Source organism: Hyalangium sp., assembly GCF_045802625.1.
Classification (GTDB): domain Bacteria; phylum Myxococcota; class Myxococcia; order Myxococcales; family Myxococcaceae; genus Hyalangium.
In genome coordinates this window covers 37,390-54,729 of the sequence record NZ_JBJMQP010000150.1, presented here as the reverse complement: position 1 = coordinate 54,729, position 17,340 = coordinate 37,390, and the positions used below count along the sequence as shown (strand labels likewise).

12 protein-coding genes are annotated in these 17,340 nt (G+C 68.3%); 6 read left to right on the top strand and 6 right to left on the bottom strand.

The genetic code is table 11. The annotated features are described in order from the left end of the window. Positions 1-3: 3 nt before the first annotated feature. Positions 4-4,509 carry a tetratricopeptide repeat protein gene (locus ACJ8AT_RS27510; RefSeq protein WP_407740851.1) on the bottom strand — a complete coding sequence of 1,502 codons (4,506 nt, stop codon included), beginning with the start codon at positions 4,507-4,509 and terminating at the stop codon, positions 4-6. Between the two features lie 21 nt (positions 4,510-4,530). On the opposite strand from ACJ8AT_RS27510, the gene ACJ8AT_RS27505 reads away from it, so the two are divergent. Beyond that, complete coding sequence (locus ACJ8AT_RS27505) at positions 4,531-5,544, top strand: glycosyltransferase (RefSeq protein ID WP_407740850.1); 1,014 nt, start codon at positions 4,531-4,533, stop codon at positions 5,542-5,544. Here the strand turns inward: ACJ8AT_RS27505 and ACJ8AT_RS27500 are convergent. Continuing rightward, on the bottom strand, positions 5,495-6,469 hold the full coding sequence (locus tag ACJ8AT_RS27500; RefSeq protein ID WP_407740849.1) for an RluA family pseudouridine synthase: 975 nt from the start codon (positions 6,467-6,469) through the stop codon (positions 5,495-5,497). The two genes, ACJ8AT_RS27505 and ACJ8AT_RS27500, sit on opposite strands and share 50 nt — an antisense overlap. 125 nt (positions 6,470-6,594) lie before the next feature. On the opposite strand from ACJ8AT_RS27500, the gene ACJ8AT_RS27495 reads away from it, so the two are divergent. Continuing rightward, the gene (locus ACJ8AT_RS27495) at positions 6,595-8,115 is read left to right on the top strand and encodes a peptidase M3 (RefSeq protein WP_407740848.1); all 1,521 of its coding nucleotides are present in this window, start codon (positions 6,595-6,597) and stop codon (positions 8,113-8,115) included. A gap of 14 nt (positions 8,116-8,129) precedes the next feature. Here the strand turns inward: ACJ8AT_RS27495 and ACJ8AT_RS27490 are convergent, their stop codons facing one another. Next, on the bottom strand, positions 8,130-8,468 hold the full coding sequence (locus ACJ8AT_RS27490; RefSeq protein WP_407740862.1) for a hypothetical protein: 339 nt from the start codon (positions 8,466-8,468) through the stop codon (positions 8,130-8,132). A 282-nt stretch (positions 8,469-8,750) separates the two neighbouring features. Further along, positions 8,751-9,806: a hypothetical protein gene (locus ACJ8AT_RS27485; protein ID WP_407740847.1), complete on the bottom strand. Its 1,056-nt coding sequence runs from the start codon at positions 9,804-9,806 to the stop codon at positions 8,751-8,753. A 101-nt stretch (positions 9,807-9,907) separates the two neighbouring features. On the opposite strand from ACJ8AT_RS27485, the gene ACJ8AT_RS27480 reads away from it, so the two are divergent. From ACJ8AT_RS27480 to ACJ8AT_RS27465, 4 genes are all read left to right on the top strand, one after another. Continuing rightward, complete coding sequence (locus ACJ8AT_RS27480) at positions 9,908-10,717, top strand: DUF2058 family protein (protein ID WP_407740846.1); 810 nt, start codon at positions 9,908-9,910, stop codon at positions 10,715-10,717. Positions 10,718-10,979: 262 nt separating this feature from the next. After that, positions 10,980-11,843 (top strand): DUF2381 family protein, encoded by an 864-nt coding sequence (locus ACJ8AT_RS27475; protein WP_407740845.1) that lies wholly within the window; start codon positions 10,980-10,982, stop codon positions 11,841-11,843. A 13-nt stretch (positions 11,844-11,856) separates the two neighbouring features. Next, positions 11,857-13,665 carry a serine/threonine protein kinase gene (locus ACJ8AT_RS27470; protein ID WP_407740844.1) on the top strand — a complete coding sequence of 603 codons (1,809 nt, stop codon included), beginning with the start codon at positions 11,857-11,859 and terminating at the stop codon, positions 13,663-13,665. A gap of 194 nt (positions 13,666-13,859) precedes the next feature. After that, entirely contained in the window at positions 13,860-14,915 is a 1,056-nt protein-coding gene (locus ACJ8AT_RS27465; protein ID WP_407740843.1) for an IS630 family transposase, read from the top strand. Between the two features lie 94 nt (positions 14,916-15,009). Here ACJ8AT_RS27465 and ACJ8AT_RS27460 read toward each other — a convergent pair whose 3' ends face one another. Both ACJ8AT_RS27460 and ACJ8AT_RS27455 read right to left on the bottom strand, forming a co-directional pair. Beyond that, complete coding sequence (locus tag ACJ8AT_RS27460) at positions 15,010-15,354, bottom strand: hypothetical protein (protein ID WP_407740842.1); 345 nt, start codon at positions 15,352-15,354, stop codon at positions 15,010-15,012. 421 nt (positions 15,355-15,775) lie between these two features. Next, entirely contained in the window at positions 15,776-16,183 is a 408-nt protein-coding gene (locus ACJ8AT_RS27455; RefSeq protein WP_407740841.1) for a hypothetical protein, read from the bottom strand. Positions 16,184-17,340: the final 1,157 nt, after the last annotated feature.

Here is a 17,340-nt window from a genome sequence, read left to right as displayed (position 1 = left end):
GCCTCAGCGCGTGGTGCGCAGCTGGAAGTAGCGCTCGGAGGCGGCGAAGCGCACCAGCTCCACCACCTCGCGCTCCAGGGCCCGCTTCATCTTCAGCGCCGCGAGCGCCGGCCCCACCGCTCCGCAGGCGATGAGCCCCGCGCGGTTGGCAGAGTCCCGGGCCGCGTCCGCCATCGCCGACACGTCGAACTGGCGCGTGGCGGGGCCGTACAGCGCGGCGGCCTGCTCGAGCTGGTGGGCCTCCAAGGTCTCCCGCACCACGCGGGCCTCGAGGCTCGTGGCCTTGCCGTCCTTGAGCACCGTGGAGAGCAGCGCCAGGCCGCGCAGGACTTGATCCTTCTTGAGGCTGCGCAGGGCCAGCAGATCCGGCCCGAGGCAGATGAGCGCGCGGCCCGCGTAGAAGCGCAGCTCCGCGGCGGGCAGCACCTGGCGCACGGCCTGCTTGCCCACGAGCAACCGCGGCGAGTTCGTGAAGACGAGCGAGAAGGGCGGGCCGTTGTCCTCGGAGAGCACCACCTCGGGCACCCGGGTGCCGAACAGCCGCTCCGTGGCCTCGAGGGCCTCCATGGCCGCGGGCGCTCCGGGCCCCAGGTTCGCGCGCAGCGGCTCATTGGTGCCAGCGGCCCGGCCATGCACGGGGAAGAGGCGGCAGAGCGCCACGCCCACGCACGCGAGCAGCTCCCCCGCGGGAGAGCGCAACGTCGGGTGGCGCAGCCCGAAACGATCCTCCGTCGAGAGGGGCTGGCGCGGAGGGCGCGGATTGGAACTCTCCCGGCCCTCGATCGCGTCGGCGATCTCTCGCATCAGCTCGGCGCGCTCCGTGTCGCCCCGGTTCTCGAAGTACTCCGCGATCTGGAGGTAGAGCTTGTCGTCGAGCGGGTACTCGCGGACCTTCTTGAACACCGCGGGCTCGGCGCCGGGCGACTCAGGCGGCGGGGCCTTGGGGGCGGTGGGGGCGCCTCGCGCACGCGCCACGCGGCGCACGGGCTCCATCTTTCCGGGAGGCGCCTCCCAGGAGATGAACGAGGTGTGCTGGACGGGAGCGCTGCTGTACGCGGGCGGGCCCTCCGGCTCCTGAGGCGAGACCTGGGCGAAGGCCGACTCCGCGGGCTCCTGGCGCTTGGGAGTGCTCGCCGCTTTCGAGGCCCCAGAAGCCTGAGCGGAGGCAGCCAGCGCCGGGCGGCTCCCGGTGGAGTTCGACGCGGCTTCCCGAGGCGGAGGCTTCATCGCGGCCCGGCGGCCCGGCGCGGTGTCCTCCATGACGGGGGGCCTGGCGCGAGCGGGCGGCGCTTCCGGCTCGGGAGGAGGAGGCGGCGGCGGACTCTCATCCCGTTGTCCGGGGCGCACCTTCCTCATCCGGGCGGTGGCCTTCTCCGAGGACTTCGCCGCGGGCACCTTGTCCGAGGAGGCCCTGCGTCCCCCCGCCGCGGGCGGCTTCGAGGGCGCGCTGTCCTTCGGCGGCTTGGAGAGCTGAGGAGGTCTCTTCATGGACCAGGCCGACAGGTACGGACTGGTGTGGTCGGACTCCTCCTGATCCTGGCCCAGGAGCGAGTCCAGCTCACGAGACGGATCCACCTTCTCGATCTTGAGCTTCTTGCCCAGGTTCTTCTTGGGGGCCGAGGCGGGCGGAGACGCCTTCTCGGACGAAGCAGCGGCCTTGGCGGGCTCGGAGCCGGGGGGAACGAAGCCCTCGGGGGCCTCGGTCGCCGTCGGCTCCTCGTCGGCGAAGGGCATCTTGTCCCCGGGGAACGTCACCGCGGAGAACTCGATGGTGGGCCGGGAGTGATCCGGAAGGCTCTGGGCCGGCTCGTGGATGTCGGTCTTGGACTCGTCGCCGGTGGGCGGGAAGGACTGGCCCGAGGGGGTCAGCTCCACGCTCCCCGGCGGTGGAATCAGGATCTGCGTGCGAGCGCCCGTGGGGCCCGGATCCCGGCGAGGAGGAGGAGCGCTGCGCGGCAGCTCCGGAACGGGCGGCGCGCTCTTGTCCTCCAGGGAGCGGCGGAGGTTCTCCGCGCGCCGCGAGTACATCTCCGCGCGGACCGGATCCTTGAGCACGTTGTGGCAGAAGCTGGCCAGGCGGATCCAGGTGCGCAGGCGCTCGGCCTCGTCCTCCATGGCGGAGGCGGCATTGTCCAGCGCCCAGGCGGCCTCGCCGATCTGCCCGCGCTCGGTGAGCCGGTCCGCCAGCAGCAGCCATGCCTCCTTGTGGCCGGGCTCGAAGCGCACGGCCTGGCGCAGCTCGGTGAGCGCGCCGTCCATGTCTCCCGCGTCCTCCAGCGCGGACACCAGCTCCATCCGGGCCAGCCGCGCGGCGGGGCCTCGGGGCTCGCGGGCGAGCTGTTCTCGCAGGAGCTGCCCGAGCGCGCCCTTGTCTCTCAGCTCTCGCGCCAGCACCAGGAGCCGCTCGCGGGCGTGGCCCTCACCGGGCTCCTCGGAGAGCACCTCCGTCCAGGCCCACTGCGCCAGCCTCGCGTCCTTCAGCGAGTCCTCGGCGACGGAGGCGAGCGTGCGCAGGGCATCGAGCCGATCCGGAGCGCGCCTGGGAGCGGCGGCGAGCGCGGACCGCAGGCGGCTGGCCATCATGGGCCGATCGGCGTTGGGCACGCAGCGCACGAGGCCCGCGAGCACCAGGAGCATCCCGGGCGTGAGCGCCTCCGCCGTCTCGAAGTCCGCCTTGGCCTGGGCCGGCTCTCCCGCTTCGAGCGAGCGCTCGGCGCGAGTGAGGTGGGCGGCGGCGCGGGCCTTGGGGGTGCGCGCGCTCTGCACGGCCTCATCCAGGGCCCGCCGCACCAGCGTGGGATCTCCGCGCTGAGCCAGCAGCCGCACCTGCTCCTTCAAGGCGTCGCGATCGCCCGTGAGCGTGACGATCTCCCGGTAGATGCGCGCGGCGCCGGAGGGATCGCTCAGCTCGTTCTCCATCAACTCCGCGAGCCGGGTCAGGGCCTCGGCGCGGAGCCCCGGATCCTTCGCGCGATCGGCGCGGGCCAGATAGAACTGGGCCAGCTCGCGCCAGGACTTGCGCGCGATGAGCTGCGCCTCCAACCGCTGCTGGGCCGCGGCATCGTCCACCGGCTCGGCGGGAGGGGGCGGCTCCTCGGGCTCGGGCTCGACCTCTTCCTCGGGGTTCTCTTCGGCGGCGAAGACCGGCGGCTCGGAGTGAGGCGCCTCCTCCTCGGGGATCTCGAACAGCTCGGTCAGCGGTACGCCTTCTTCGGCACTGAGCGCTTCGTCTTCCTGCTCATCGCCGGGGGCGGCGAACTCCTCGCTGGCTTCGTCGCTGACTGCTGCTTCCGCGGGGGGAGGCTCCGGCGCAGCCTGCTTCGGGCTCTCGAACGACGTGACGGCGACGGGAGCGGGCTCGGCTTGGGGAGCCGCCGCCTCGGCGGACACAGGACTCGGTGTTGTGGGGCTCTCGGATGCGGCGGCAGCGGGCCCCGAGGGCTCGGGGCTCGGCGCGGCAGGAGCCTCCGCCTCAAGGGTTGCAGGCTTCGAGGCCTCAGGACTGGCGCTCACGAGCTGCCCGGTGGACGCGGCGAGCATGGCCTGGAGCAACGGCAGGGACATCTCCACCGTCGCGGCGCTCCTGCCAATCCGGGCCTCGGGCGCCGGCCCGGCCGGAGAGGCTTCCGCGGACGTGGACGGCTCGCGAGGAGCCTCCGCGAGCGTCAATGCGGTCCGCTTGGGAATGAGCCCCAGGTCTTCCAACACCTGCCGCGCCTGGGCATCACGTCCCAGCCGAGCCGCCGCGCTCATGCACACCGACGCGGCCGCGGTCAGCACGGGCTCGGACGCCCCCGAGGCATGCAGCACCCGGAGCCCATCCAGCCGGATGGTGAAGGCGCCCACCGCGTCTTCCATCTGCTCCAGGTAGTTGGCGGCCTGCCCGTAGCTCTCCGCCGCGCGCGCCAGGTTGCGCAGCTGCTCCGCCTGGATCCGAGCGCGCCAACTCGCGGCCCGGGCCGCACGCGAATACTCACCGCGCTGGAAGGCCTCCAGCGCCTCGCGATCCAGCGAGGCGACCAGCGCCTCCCATCTCCCGGTGCGCTCCAGCAGCAACTGAAGCACCCGCCGGGCCGCGTGGTCCTCGGGGAACGCGGCGACCACCGCCTCCAGGGCCTCGATGGCCCGAGGGAGCTGGTCCACCCGGCGCAGCACCCGCGCCAGCTGCCGGCCCACGTCCCGGCGCACCGCCCCCTCCGTCTTGTCGAACGCGGCGGTGAGCAGGGTAATCGCCGCGGCCTCGGTGCCCGCCCGGAGCGAGACGGTGACGAGCGCCGACGCGAGCCTCCGCGTCATGGGCAGGGAACGGCTGGCGCGCACCAGCTCGCCAAAGGCCTTGGGAGCCTGCCGCTCGCGCAGCAGCCGGAAGGCCACCTGGAGGTGCTGCCCCACCCGGGCCTGCACACCGCCTCCAGCCCCGGGAGGAGGCCCATTCACGGCGAGCGTCTCCTGGCGGGCCTCGGGGGCCCCGGACTCGGGTTCGCTCTTGCCGTTTCTCACGCCACCCATCGGTGAGGCAGTCTACACACGATGCCCGCTCCGGTCGTCACCGTCCTCCTTCCCGCCCGCAATGCCGCGTCCACGGTGGCCCGAGCCGTGGAGAGCCTGCTGGCAGGCACGCTGAGGGATCTCCGGATCCTGGCCGTGGACGACGGCTCCACGGATGGGACGCGGGGGATGCTCCAGGCCCTGGCGGCTCGGGATTCTCGGGTGGAGGTGCTGGACGGCGGGGGCCGAGGGCTGGTGGCCGCGCTCCAGTTGGCGCTCTCTCAAGCCACATCCCCCTACGTGGCCCGCATGGATGCCGACGACGAGGCCCTGCCGCGCCGGCTGGAGGCCAGCGTGGCGGCGCTGGAGGCGGACTCCCACCTCGCCGGGGTGGGCACGAGCGTGGAGATCTTCCGGGAGGATCAGCCGGTGAGCCCCTCGCTCCAGGCGTATGCGGCCTGGCTCAACAGCCTCACCACGGCCGAGGCGCTCTTCCAGGCCCGCTTCATCGAGAGTCCGGTGTGTCACCCCTCGGTGTGCCTGCGGCGCGAGGCGCTCGTGGCCTGCGGCGGCTGGGAGCACGGGCACTTTCCCGAGGACTACGCGCTGTGGCTCAAGCTGCTACACGCGGGGCACGGGCTGAGGAACCTGCCCGAGGTGCTGCTGCGCTGGCGGGACAGCACGGGGCGGCTGACCCGGACGGACCCTCGGTATGACGTGAAGCGCTTCACGTGGGTGAAGGCGCGCTACCTCGCGCTCGGTCCCCTGGCGAACGGGCGGCCGTGCACGGTGTGGGGCGCGGGTCCCAGCGGGCTGACGCTGACGCGGTTCCTGCGGGAGGAGGGCGCCACCGTGGAGCAGTTCGTCGACGTGCATCCGCGCAAGGTGGGCACCCGGATTGAAGGCATCCCCGTGGTGTCCCCCGAGGGGCTCGGGCCGCCTAGCGGGGAGCTGATGGTCGTCTGCGTGGGCATCCGCTGGGCCCGAGAGGAGATCCGCGCGGAGCTCACCGCCCGCGGCTGGGTGGAGGGCGTGGACTTCCTGTGCGCGGCGTGACGGCGGAGATGGGGCCTTCGGGCCCGGGCACACCGGCCGCGGTGAAGAAGCGCCGCAGATCCTCGGGCACGGGAGCTTCGATGCGCAGGGGCTCGCCCGTGCGCGGGTGTGCCAGCTCCAGCGCCTGTGCATGCAGCAGACAGCGCGGCGCCGGAATCCCACCGGCCCGAGCGGCGCCCCCGTAGCGCGCGTCTCCCAGGATGGGCGCCCCGAGCGCCGTGAGGTGCGCTCGGAGCTGATGCGTGCGCCCGGTCCGCGGCAGCAGCTCCACGAGACAGAAGGCCTCGCCCGAGTACAGGGTGCGAAAGTCGGTGAGCGCGGGCACACCGTTGGCGGTGCGGCTCGCGCGCCAGCGTCCCGGACGTGACGGATCCTTCGACAGCGGCAGATCCACCATGCCGGACTCGGGCAGCCCCGGCCCCGTGGCCGCCACGTAGCGCTTGCGTGCGTGGCCCTCGCGGAACTCCGCCGCCAGGGCGCTCGTCGCCGGCCCCGTCTTCCCGAAGACCGTGATGCCCGAAGTCTCCCGATCCAGCCGGTGCACGAGCCCCGCGGGCCTGCCCAGCCGCGCGCTCACCAGGTCCACCAGACTCTCCCCTACCCGCCCTTCCGTGGGCTGCGCGGTGATGCCCGCGGCCTTGTCCACCGCGAGGAGCTCTTCATCCTCGAACAGGACACTCAGCGCCGGAGGCGGAGCAGGCGCCGCGAGCGGGCTGCGGCCTCCCTCCTCCAGCACTACCGCCACAACCTGTCCGACAGTCAGACCGGTTCCCGCATCCCGGCACCGCCGCCCCGCGAGGTACACGGCCCCGGCCTCCACGAGCCCTCGCGCCTGCTCGGCGCTGATGCCGAGCTGGGACGCCATCGCCTCCACGACGGAGCGGCCCACCAGCGCGCCCTCCACCTGGAACGTCCGCCGCTTCACGGGTGGCCCCCCTCCCGAGGCAGGCGGGGCGGAAACCTCCAGGCTCCAGGCGCGGGTGTCATGTGGCGGCACTCTATGCCCGGCAGCCCCTTCCCTGTCGCCCGCTTCCTGTTAGCGTGGCCGCCATGGACCGTCCCGTGCACTCCGTTCGCGCGAGGCTGGACGACTTCCTCGCCGAGCTGGCCACCCTCCACTACCGCCACGCGGCAGGACTCTCGCCGGACCTGCCCGTCGGAGCCCTCTACGCCAGCTTCCCCGAGCTGTCCTCGCCCGACACCTTCGCCGCCGCCACCGAGGCCCTGGAGAAAGCCCGCTCCAAGAACGACACGCTGGCCGTGCGCCGCCTCCAGCTCCTGCGCGAGCTCATCGCCGGGCAGGTGGAAGAGGCCCTCGCGGCGGGCGATGTGGAAGCCATCGAGAAGCTGGAGGCCCAGGCCCGTCTCCCCATGGACGATCAGGCCCTGTCCTTCGGCGAGGCGCTGGCTCAGCTCCCCCGCGAGACGCACCGAGGCCGCCGGGCCCTGCTCGAGCGCGCCGTGGGCAACTTCCTCTGGAGCGAGCGGGGCCGCTATGGCGCACGGCGCGAGGCCGCGCTCCGGACCGCCGAGCGCCTGGGCGCCCAGGACTACCCGCGCCTGTGGCAGGACGTGTCCGGCATCGCCCTGGACAAGCTCGTCGAGGCCGCGGAGGAGACGCTCAAGCGCACCGAGGACGCGTACCGCGACGTGCTCGGCTACGTCCTGCGCAAGGTGGAGCCCAACCTGCGCTCGCTGCCGGGCGGAGACGCGCGCCGGCATGATCTCCAGGCCGCGCTCCAGACGCCGTGGCTGGACACCTTCTTCAAGCGCGAAGACCTGATGCCCGCGGTGACGCGCTGGCTGAACGAGTGGAGCCTGCCGCCCTCGGCCCAGGGGCGCATCCGCATCGATGACGAGCCTCGGCCTGGAAAATCCCGCCGCCCCTTCGTCGCCGCGGTGCGCGTGCCCAACGAGCTTCGCCTGGTCATCCACATGGAAGGAGGGCTGGACTCCCTGGGCGGACTGCTCCACGAGTTCGGCCACGCCCAGCACCTGGCCCATGTCTCGGACACGGCGCCGGATGAGCTGCGCCGGCTGGGAGACGCCTCGGTGACGGAGGCCTACGCCGCGCTCACCGAGCGGCTCCTGCTCTCGCCCGAGTGGCTCAAGCGCTACCTGCGGCTGCCCAGCACCACGGCCCGGGACGCCGTGCACCTGTCCGCCTTCCAGGCGCTGACGGTGATGAGGCGGCACTGCGCGAAGCTCTCCTACGAGGTGTCCCTCTTCACGCGAGGCCCCTCGGAGGAGCGCGCCGAGGAGTACGCGGCGGGCCAGCGGCGCGCGCTCTTCGTGGAGCCGCACCCCGGCTTCTTCCTCTTCGACGTGGATCCCCAGCTGTACTCGGCGCGCTACTTACGGGCGTGGGCGCTGGAAGCACGCCTCACGGCCCGGCTCATGGAGCGCTTCAACGAGGACTTCTGGCGCAACCCCTCCGCCAGCGCCTGGCTGAAGGGATTGTTCTCCCGCGGAGGCACCGACGAGGCGGAGGCGCTCTCCACGGAAGTCTCTGGCGCAGGACTCTCCCTGCCCGAGGCGGGAGCCCGCCTCGTGGCCATACTCAACGGGTAGGGTCCCGCGGACGGCTACTTCTTCTTGCGCAGCGCGCGGACGATCTTGTCCTTCGTCTGGCTGCCGGAGGACTCGGCGCGAGCGGCGGCGGCCTTGGGCTTGCTGCCCGACTTCGTCTGGCCGGTGCGAGCGCGCATGGCCTTCATCAGCTGCATCTCGATGAGGAGCAGCTCGTCGCCCAGCTCCTCGTTGTTGCCCGCGGCACGGGGAAGCGGAGCGTCCTTGCTCGGAGCGCCGGCGCCGTGGCGCATGCGCAGGACCTTCTCCTCTTCGGACGTCAGGGTGCGCGCCTTCTCCAGCGCCGCCTTGACCTCCTTCGCCGTCACCGTGCTACTACCCACCTTGCGCTCCATCTCCGCTCCCTTGAAGTGACGCAACCTGAACACATGAGCATGTCAGACGCGTCTGGGCCGCAACTGATGGGCATTCTAGAAGACGCAAGAGGTCGGTCAAATTTTCTTCCAACAGGCTGATCCCCATCTGTAGCAGGCCAACGTTCGGGCTACAGGTGGAACCCAACCCGAAGAAGGCCGAGCCCAGCTCCTGGCGCCAGGAGGCTGGCTCCCAGCCCCACGTAGGGCCCAGCTGGTAGGGTCCAGCCTCACGCACTTCGCCCTACACCGTACTGTCGAGGCTCAGGGCGACTTGCCCTCGCTGTCGTCCTCGTCCTGTTCGGTCTCGGGAGTGCCCGCATCCCCCTTCTTGGTGCGCTGGAAGCCGACGTGGTCCAGGGGGTCGCCGAAGCGGTTCAGGGCGTCGGCGATGCCCTCGGGCTTGTCGGCGTCGGGCAGGTACTTCTCGGGAGGCTGCAGCTTGGGGTCCTGGCCAATGTCCATGAGGGTGGACTCGAGCGACATGCGCAGCTCGGCCGCCTCGGGCGTCTTGTCGGCGGGCACCACCAGGTGGCCATCCAGCCGGGCCTTGAGGACCACGGAGGTCGCCGCATCCACCAGCACCTCGCCATCCAGGCTCTTGGGCACGCGGTGCTCGAAGAAGGCCAGGCGGCGCCGAGTCGTCTCATCCCGGCCGTTCTTGGGGTCCAGCAGCTTGGGCAGGCTCTTCGGCGCGGTGCCCTCCGTCTTCTCGGCCAGCTTCACCTGGTAGCGCCACGCGGTGCGCCCCTCGTAGGTGACGGTGCCCTGGGGCTCCAGGTGGATGCGGCCCTGGAAGAGCGCGTCCATGTCTCGCAGGGCGCCGGTGAGCTCCGCGCGGGTGCGCTCGGCCATGCCCCTGTCTCTCAGGCGCTGGCGGAAGGTGGTGTAGCGGTTGCGAGCGAACACCTTGCCGCCCACCCGCAGCACCTCCAGGCCCTGGTCTCGACTGTTGTCCAGCTGACCATGGAAGTCCCCGCTGACGCCGCCCGGGCCGGCCTGCAGGGTGCGCGTCTCGGACATGCGCACCGGCGGGGCGTCCTTGGTGCTCCACTCGAAGTCGACCTTGGCCTTGTAGGTGTGGGGCCCCAGGCGCTCGGTGACTTCGGCGGCGTCCATGCCGAGGATGCGTCGGGCGACGTGCGGATTTTCGGCCACATCCTCGGGAGGCAGCTTCTCGGCGGCCGAGGCCACCACCTTGGGGGGATCCTCGGGCGAGAAGATGCGGGCCTTGGCCGCCTTGTCGACTGGATCGGTGCAGGCCGTGGTGGCGCCGAGCGCCAGGGCGACAATGAGTGCGGACCTCTTCAGACGGCTCACAAGTCCTCCGACATAGGGGCAGCGCAAGTTATGTGGCGCATACAGTGGCGGCAAGCGCCCCTTGCGCTCCGCTGTGCACGGGATAGAACGCCACACACATCATGCAGAACCTGCGCGACAAACTCCTGAAAGCAGGCCTCGTATCCGAGGACCAGGCCAAGAAGTCAGAGGCGAGCGCTCCGGCCCCCCGCCGCTCGCCCCCTGCCCAGCCGCAGCGCCAGGAGGCCACCGCGCCCCGGCGTGAGGACCGTCCGCCGCGACGGGACGACCGCCCGCCGCCTCGGCGCGAGGAACGTCCTCGGCGAGACGATCGCCCGCAGCACGCGGGAGGAGGCCGCCCGCAGCACGGCCGGCCCCCCGCCGCCGCCGCTGCCGAGCGGCCGATCCCCAAGCTGCCGCCGATGCCGGGCTCCAAGGAGTACCAGCGCATTGAATCGAAGAAGCAGATGGAGTTGGACAAGGCGCTGCGGGAGTTGGTGCTCGGGGCGCAGGTGCCCGTCGACGTGGGCGCGACGGCCTTCTACTTCATGACGCGCAAGGGGAAGCTGCGGCGGCTGGAGCTGACCCAGGAGCAGGCCAAGCAGCTCGAGGACGGGGCGCTGGGGGTGGTGGAGCGTCCGGAGCCGGCGCAGATTGAACACTCGCTGGTGCCGGCGGCGACGGCCGAGCAGATGTTCGCGCTCTCGAAGAAGGCGGTGCGGTTCCTCAATCGCAAGGAGAGCCCCATCGGCTTCATGAGCGACGAGGACGTGAAGACGCAGCAGGCGGCCGAGGCCGCGGGCACGGCGCCGGAGATTGCCGACGAGCCCGAGGCCCACGAGGGCTCCCCTGCGGCCACGCCCGAGTCCGCCGCACCGGCCGCCGAGGCGGGCCCCCCCGAGGGCGGCGGCACGGAGCCCCAGGCGCAGTAGCGCTCCTCAGGGCGTGGCTCTATCTCCCTCTCCCGGGATCCATCCGGGAGGGGGAGAAAATACAAGGAAGAAGACTCAAGATCTTCTTCGGATCCGTACGTCAAAGAGCTCGTAATTTCAGGCCTTTGGGAGCGTTAAAGCAAGTTCCCTGAGGCCCGGGGCTCATGGTCGTTGCGTGTAACTCATGAGGTTATGCGTCGGCAGCCCACCGGATCAGGTAGTCTGCTGATAGGATGGCGGGGCCTCTGGAGGCTCATCCCTCGTGCTCCATCCCACGTTCGCGCTCTGCCTGCTCACGGTGGGCACAGCGGTGGCCCAGCCACAATCCCCTTCCCGCGAGCGCCAGGATCGGCGCACCTTCCTCGCCCTCGCTCCTACAGAGCTGCGAGTGGCCGCAGACAACGTCACAACCGTCATCATCAACGGGCCGTTGGACCGCGACAGCCTCGTTGTGGACAGGACTCGCTTCAAGTGGGCGGAGGTCAGCGATCACATGCTCAACCTCCAACTCGTCACGGACTTGGGCTCGGGCGAGCGGCTCGTGGTGAAGGCGAATTTCAAGGACCGCGCCGTGCCCGCTCAAGCTGTCTTCGTTGTCACCACTCACCCCACCGAGGTGGATGGCACAGTCGAAGTGGATCGCAGGGCGAACACGCCCGAGGCGTTGACCGCGGCACTCGCCCAGAAGGAGGCGGAGTTGGAGGAACTCAAGGCCCGGTGCGAAGCGAGCGGTCCCGCGGGAGTCGTCCTTTCCAAGTGGCTGGCCGTGGAGATGCGGCCCATCCCCTTCCATGTCGCGACGTCTTCAGCAGAACCCAGCGGCCTGAAGGTCCAAGAGGGCGCCGGCTACGAGGGCACAACGTCAACCTTGGTGGCCATCAGCCTCCGCAATCTCCCGGGCCAGAAGCCTTGGGCACCCGGAGAGGCACGCCTGATCAACGCGAGTGGCAAACCCGTGAAGGTGCTCTCGGTGCAGATGAGGCCGGCGCACCTGGCTCCAGGCGAGGAGGGCCTCGTGGTGGTAGAGGTGAAGGAGCCACCTTGGACAGCCGACAAGGCGTTCAGCGTGGAATTGGTGGACGCCAGCGGACAGCGGCGCCTTTCCTTCAACCTGAGGACGGAGTAGGAAGCCCCACCCCATGACGACGGACGCCTTTCACCCCGATCACCTCAAGCCGGGGGACATGGTGGGCCCCTGGCAGATTGTCGAGTCGCTGGGCACCGGCAACTCCGGGCATACCTTCAAGGTCTCGCGCGAGGGCTCCTTCTTCACCATGAAGATGGCGGTGCGCCCAGCGCCCGAGCTGCCCAAGGCCACGCCCGAGGAAACCCTGGAGGAGCGGCAGGTGGATGGACGCATGTGCCACGAGGGCGCCATCCTCCTGGCCAACACCAGTCACCCGGGCCTGCCGCACGTGCGGGAGGTGGGCAGGTGGCCCCACCCCATCAAGGGCTACCTCTACATCATCACCGACCACGTGCTCGGCCAGCCCTTCCATGAGTGGCGCGAGCGCACCCGGCCCACCGTCGCCCAGTTCGTGGGCGTCTTCATCGAGGTGGTGCGCGTGGTGAAGAGGCTGCACGCCAAGGGCATCTTCATCCGGGACTTCAAGAGCGAGCACGTCATCATCCCGGAGGACCACCAGCCGGTGCTGGTGGACCTGGGCAGCGCGTGGCTGCCAGGAGGCTCGACCCTCACCGTGGGGCTGGCCCCGGGCACGCCCTACGCCTTGCCTCCCGAGTGCGTCGCCTTCATTCGAGAGGGCTCGTGGAAGCAAGGGGCCCGGTTTGATCCGGGGCAGGCGGGCGATCTCTACCAGCTCGGCGTCTTCCTGTACGAAGCGCTCGCGGAATGCTGGCCCTTCAACCCGAAGCTGCCGAAGGACGAGCTGTTGGTGGCCATCGAGACCGTCGTCCCGCGCCCTCCTCACCGCATCAACCCCGAGGTTCCCGAAGCGCTCAGCCGCATCACCATGAAGCTGCTGGAGAAACGTCCAGAGGACCGCTACGAGAGCGCCGAGGCCCTTCTCCAGGCGCTCTGGGATGCCAACAAGGAACGCTCCACGAAGGCCTGGAAGGTGCGGTTGGGACTGCCCCCGGAGGGCCCCGCTCCCGTGACCCAGGACGAGGTGGAGGAGCGCCGTGTCCTGCAGCAGGAGTCGGAGCGAAGAGCCCAGGAGGCGAAGAAGGAGAAGGAGGAAGAGCTTTCCCGTGAGCAGGCCTTCGAGCAGGCCTCCGCGCTCATCCACCAGATGGCAACGGAGTTGGACGCCGCTGACGAGAAGGCCGCTCAGCGCAAGAAGCGTTGGCGGAGAATCGCCCTCGTCGTGGGTCCTCTCCTTCTGAGCCTCGCCCTCTTCGCCGCGTGGTGGGCGTGGCGCTCTCCCGGTGACTCGACTGCCCACGCTGCATCCGAGAAAGGAAGCCCGCTCATGTCCACCCTCAGCAACTCCCGGCCCGTGAGGGCCGTCGCCGCTTGGCTGTGCGCTACCTTCGCCATTGGCTGTCCCGCAACCCAGGTGAGGCCACCCGAGCGAGGGTCCTGTCCTCAAGCTGTTGTCGCGAGCATGGAGGAGATGGAGCTACTCCACCACGGCGTGTACGAGATCGTCCTCGATATCGCCCAGCCCGGTGATCGGGACATGGAGGGTGTCTATCACGACGGGCCTATCGTGAGTCGGGTGGAGCGCTCCAACGAGACCCGCCACCCGCTCCCTGAGGGCACCCTGCTCTACGGGCAACTCTGGTCAGAGGGCCTCACGAAGGACGGCCAGGAGGCCGTCATGGGCCGCTATACCGAGGCGTTGCTGCCGGACGGCCGACGCGTGCCCATCTGCTTCATCTTGAATGACCTGACGAGCCTCATCATCAAACGCCCCGGGTCCAAACCTGGAGCGGCTGTGCTGAGCCGAAAGTCGATCGCTCTAGCTGTTCGACAGTGGCCATAGGAACGCTCTGAGGCCAGCAGGCCGACCGAGCGTACGAGCACCAGCGACAGTGGCCCCTCAGCACCCTCTCACCTAGTGGACTGTCCGCGAAGTAATTCGACATAGTCGCGGGGGATGCGTAGCTCTGGTGGATGAGGAGACGCCCGCCGCGATTTGTGCACCTGTCACCAGCAGAAGTCGCCCACCTTGGAGCTTTGGTCCGAGACGGACGCATCGAGCAGCGCATCGCTCGTCGGGCCCGCATCTTGCTGGCGATGAACGAGCCGGACACCGTTGTCTCGGAGCTGGCGGAGCAGCTCGAACTGGATCGGCCCCCATCTGGGCTCTGTGCCGCCGCTTCGAGCAATGGGGCATGGAAGTGGTCGATGATGCACCTGGCCCAGGCCGCCCCAGGCGGCTTTCCCCCCCTCCAGCGCGTTGAGGTTGAGCGGCTGGCCTGCTGTGAGCCCGCGGGCATTGGCCTGCACATGACTCACTGGTCCACTCGCAGCTTGGCCCAGGCGGCTCGACTGCGGGGCATCGCCCCGAGCCTCTCCCACACTACCGTAGCGCTCATCCTCCGGGACGCGGAGCTGCAACCCCACCGCTCCCGCTATTGGAAGACGCCGATTCCCAACGAGGCCTTCCGCACCCAGGCGGCCCAAGTCCTCGGGTGCTACGAGCGCGTCGAGGCCCTGGCAGCGCAGGGGGAGGGGGTGGTGTGCGTGGATGAGAAGCCCAACATCCAAGCCCTGGAGCGTCGCCGCCCTACGCGCTCGATGCTGCCGGGCCTCATCGAGCAGCAGGAGTTCGAGTATGTGCGACACGGCACGGTGAACCTCCTGGTCAAACGGGTGGTGCACTCCGGAAAAATGCGGGGCGGGTGTCTGGAGCACAACGACTCTGCCTGCCTGCGGACCGTGCTGCCTCAACTGCTGGCCGAGCACTGTCGTGCCCGCCGCATCCACCTCATCTGGGACAACGGCTCCAGCCACATCGCCCAGGCGACGAGGGACTTCCTACGCCGCCACTACCCGCGTGTCCGTGTCCTCTTCACTCCAGCCCATTGCTCCTGGCTTGACCAGGCAGAGCTGCTGCTGCGCGCCTTCGGGGCGCGCTACCTCCAGCGAGGAAGCTGGCCAAGCCGCTCCGCGCTCATCGCCCACCTTGATGCCAGCTGGCCCGAGTACAACCGCCTTTACGCCCACCCTTTCACCGGGTCCTGGACTCGGATCAAGATGCACCAGTGGGTGGATCGCCACTCCTCCTGACTATGTTGAAAAACTTCGCTTACAGTCCACTAGTGTAGCCCAGTGCGGCGAGGATGGGGGACGGGTAAGGTCAAGTCCTTGGGTAGGGGCAAACCTACAAGCCCAGCATCTTCTTGAATGTTTTTGCGGCCTCGGATGGCAGGCCTTTGCCTCCACGCAAGACCCCAGCGATTCCCCAGGTTTCCAGCCTCGTACCATGAATGTTGGCGAGATGCGCATTTCTCGCGATGGCATTCTGAATCAAGAACCGCTCAGCGATGTCAATCAGGCCTGCTCGCCGGGATTCGGTTGGGACGAGAAACAGCACAGGTGTACCTCGTTTCCAGTCAAGTAGCGATGCGTTGATCTTGTTGAGTTTGTGAGGAGTGAAGCACTCCTGGCGAAAGCTCTTGCTCGCCTTTCCTACATAGACCGGAACGATGCCTTTGCCAGCTCGCATGCCGAATACGTAGCAGCCACGAGTCTGCAGTAGATTACTACCAACCGTCTCGTCCCAGAATTCTCGAAGTCGATTGGTGTCGATGGTTCGTCCAACTCTACGTTGGATACATGGCACTTCGAAAGGCCCTCTTATATAAAACTCTGCCATAGCATTCTTCCTGCACTCGGGAGGTTTCCCACCAGGACGGTGGAGGCACCTGCCACTTTCCCGAAGGATCGGCTTCAGGGCAAGCTTTCTGTTCAATCAGGATCTCGCTCGACAGCTAATTCGCTGCCGCTCTGGCGCGCTCCTGAGAGCCGAGTAGGCGGGCATCAAGGAACACCCGCTGTCCTGGCACCCCCAAGGGCTTGAACTGCCCGTGCTCTGCGCGGGTCGCTCCGACTCTGGCCGTCGTGGACTTCGGTTACAAGTCCAGATATCAGAGGGCCGAAAAGCTACGGAACTTCACGCATCGCCAGCGATATTTATGGAGGCATAAATGCCGAACCCAACGAGGCGCCTCGGTGCACTTCTGAGAAGGCTTGAGATCGACCTCCTTAGAAAATGTGCCGAAGAAACGCTTGGAGATCGTTTCCGCCCACGCCGCTCCAAGAGCGACTATGTAGAGGATCTCCAGGCAGCAAAAATTACGGTTCACCAACTCGCGGTCGTTCTCCAGCGAGTTGCCGGTACCTGGGATGGCACCACCAACGCCCCGCCTCTCATTCAATGGAATGAAAGCGTTTTGGGGCCACTCGGAATGACCGAGGCCCGACAGCCACGTCCAGTCGCCGATGCCGCAGAATTGGTAGATGGCCTCCTCCTTAACGCACTCTCGGATGCGCACCTAGACATCGTGGCCGCGCAAGTGGCTCCTGATTTCACTCGTGCCGCTCAAGCAGCGGGACCAGAGCCAGCTGCCAGACGCATGGCGCTCGCACAGGCATGCCTTCATGGTTCTGATGATGAACTGGCGAAGGCAGTTAATGACTCGATCTCGGTTGCTGGGCCCCTCAAAGTTGATTCTGGCGAGCCTTACCTTGTTGTCAATTGGCTTGTGACTCAGTGGGGTCTGCTGTCGGTCCCTCATGATCCCACAGAGGACGCAATCGCCCAGATCCTCTGCGGGCGCGGTGGTAGCCGTCTCGAAGCCGTGCTGCCAGCAATAGTAGGAGCCTCCCAGTTAGAGCGTTGCGCGGTTTATGTTCTCCAGAAGGGACCATCTGCGGCAATCGATGAGTTCTTTTCTCCTGCCATCACATGGGAATTCCTGCAAGCAGAAGGACTTCATCTTCCAACGGACGCCGATCAGCACATGCTTCGTGGACTGTTGTTGCAGTTCGTGGGACTGCGACCAGCACCGCGTCCGGACGGACTGCTTCGCCAATACTCGGACCTTCTGCGTCAAGACCTCCATGCAGTGTCTGCTGAGAGTTCGGATGCAAAGAGTTGGCGCGAACTCCGACGGTTCGAGCGCCATTGGGAAGGTGCGGCATGCGCGCTTATTGCAGCAGCGCTGGGGGAATTTGACCTATCCAACAAAGATTGGCTTTCTAGCGAAGGTCTCAAGCCCCTGATCGACATGCAATTGATCACTCGCAATCAGCGGCCCATCCGAGAACTGACGCTCGGCCAGAAGCGGCGGCTATTCGATCATATATTTGAAGGCATCGAGAGACTATCCCAGTGCGCCCAACACCTGACTGCGGTGGGCCGCGTTGCCACTGAGATACGTGCGGCCTTCTGTGGTAGTCCCATGGATCGCCTGATTGCGATGCGAAATGAACTCGCACACCCCAAGGAGGAACCCGCCCCAGGTTGGATCAGCATTCGCTCACACCTCTTGGATGTGCTACGTCCTCTTGCTGTGCCAACAGTGCCAGGTATCGTTACGATTGTTCCCCCTGTAGTCCGTCTGGTCGAGGAGCGTACGGACTCAACTGGATGGACCCGTTGCGTGTTTGAGACTGAGCTTGGAGAGTCCATCATTGCCTCACTAGGAGG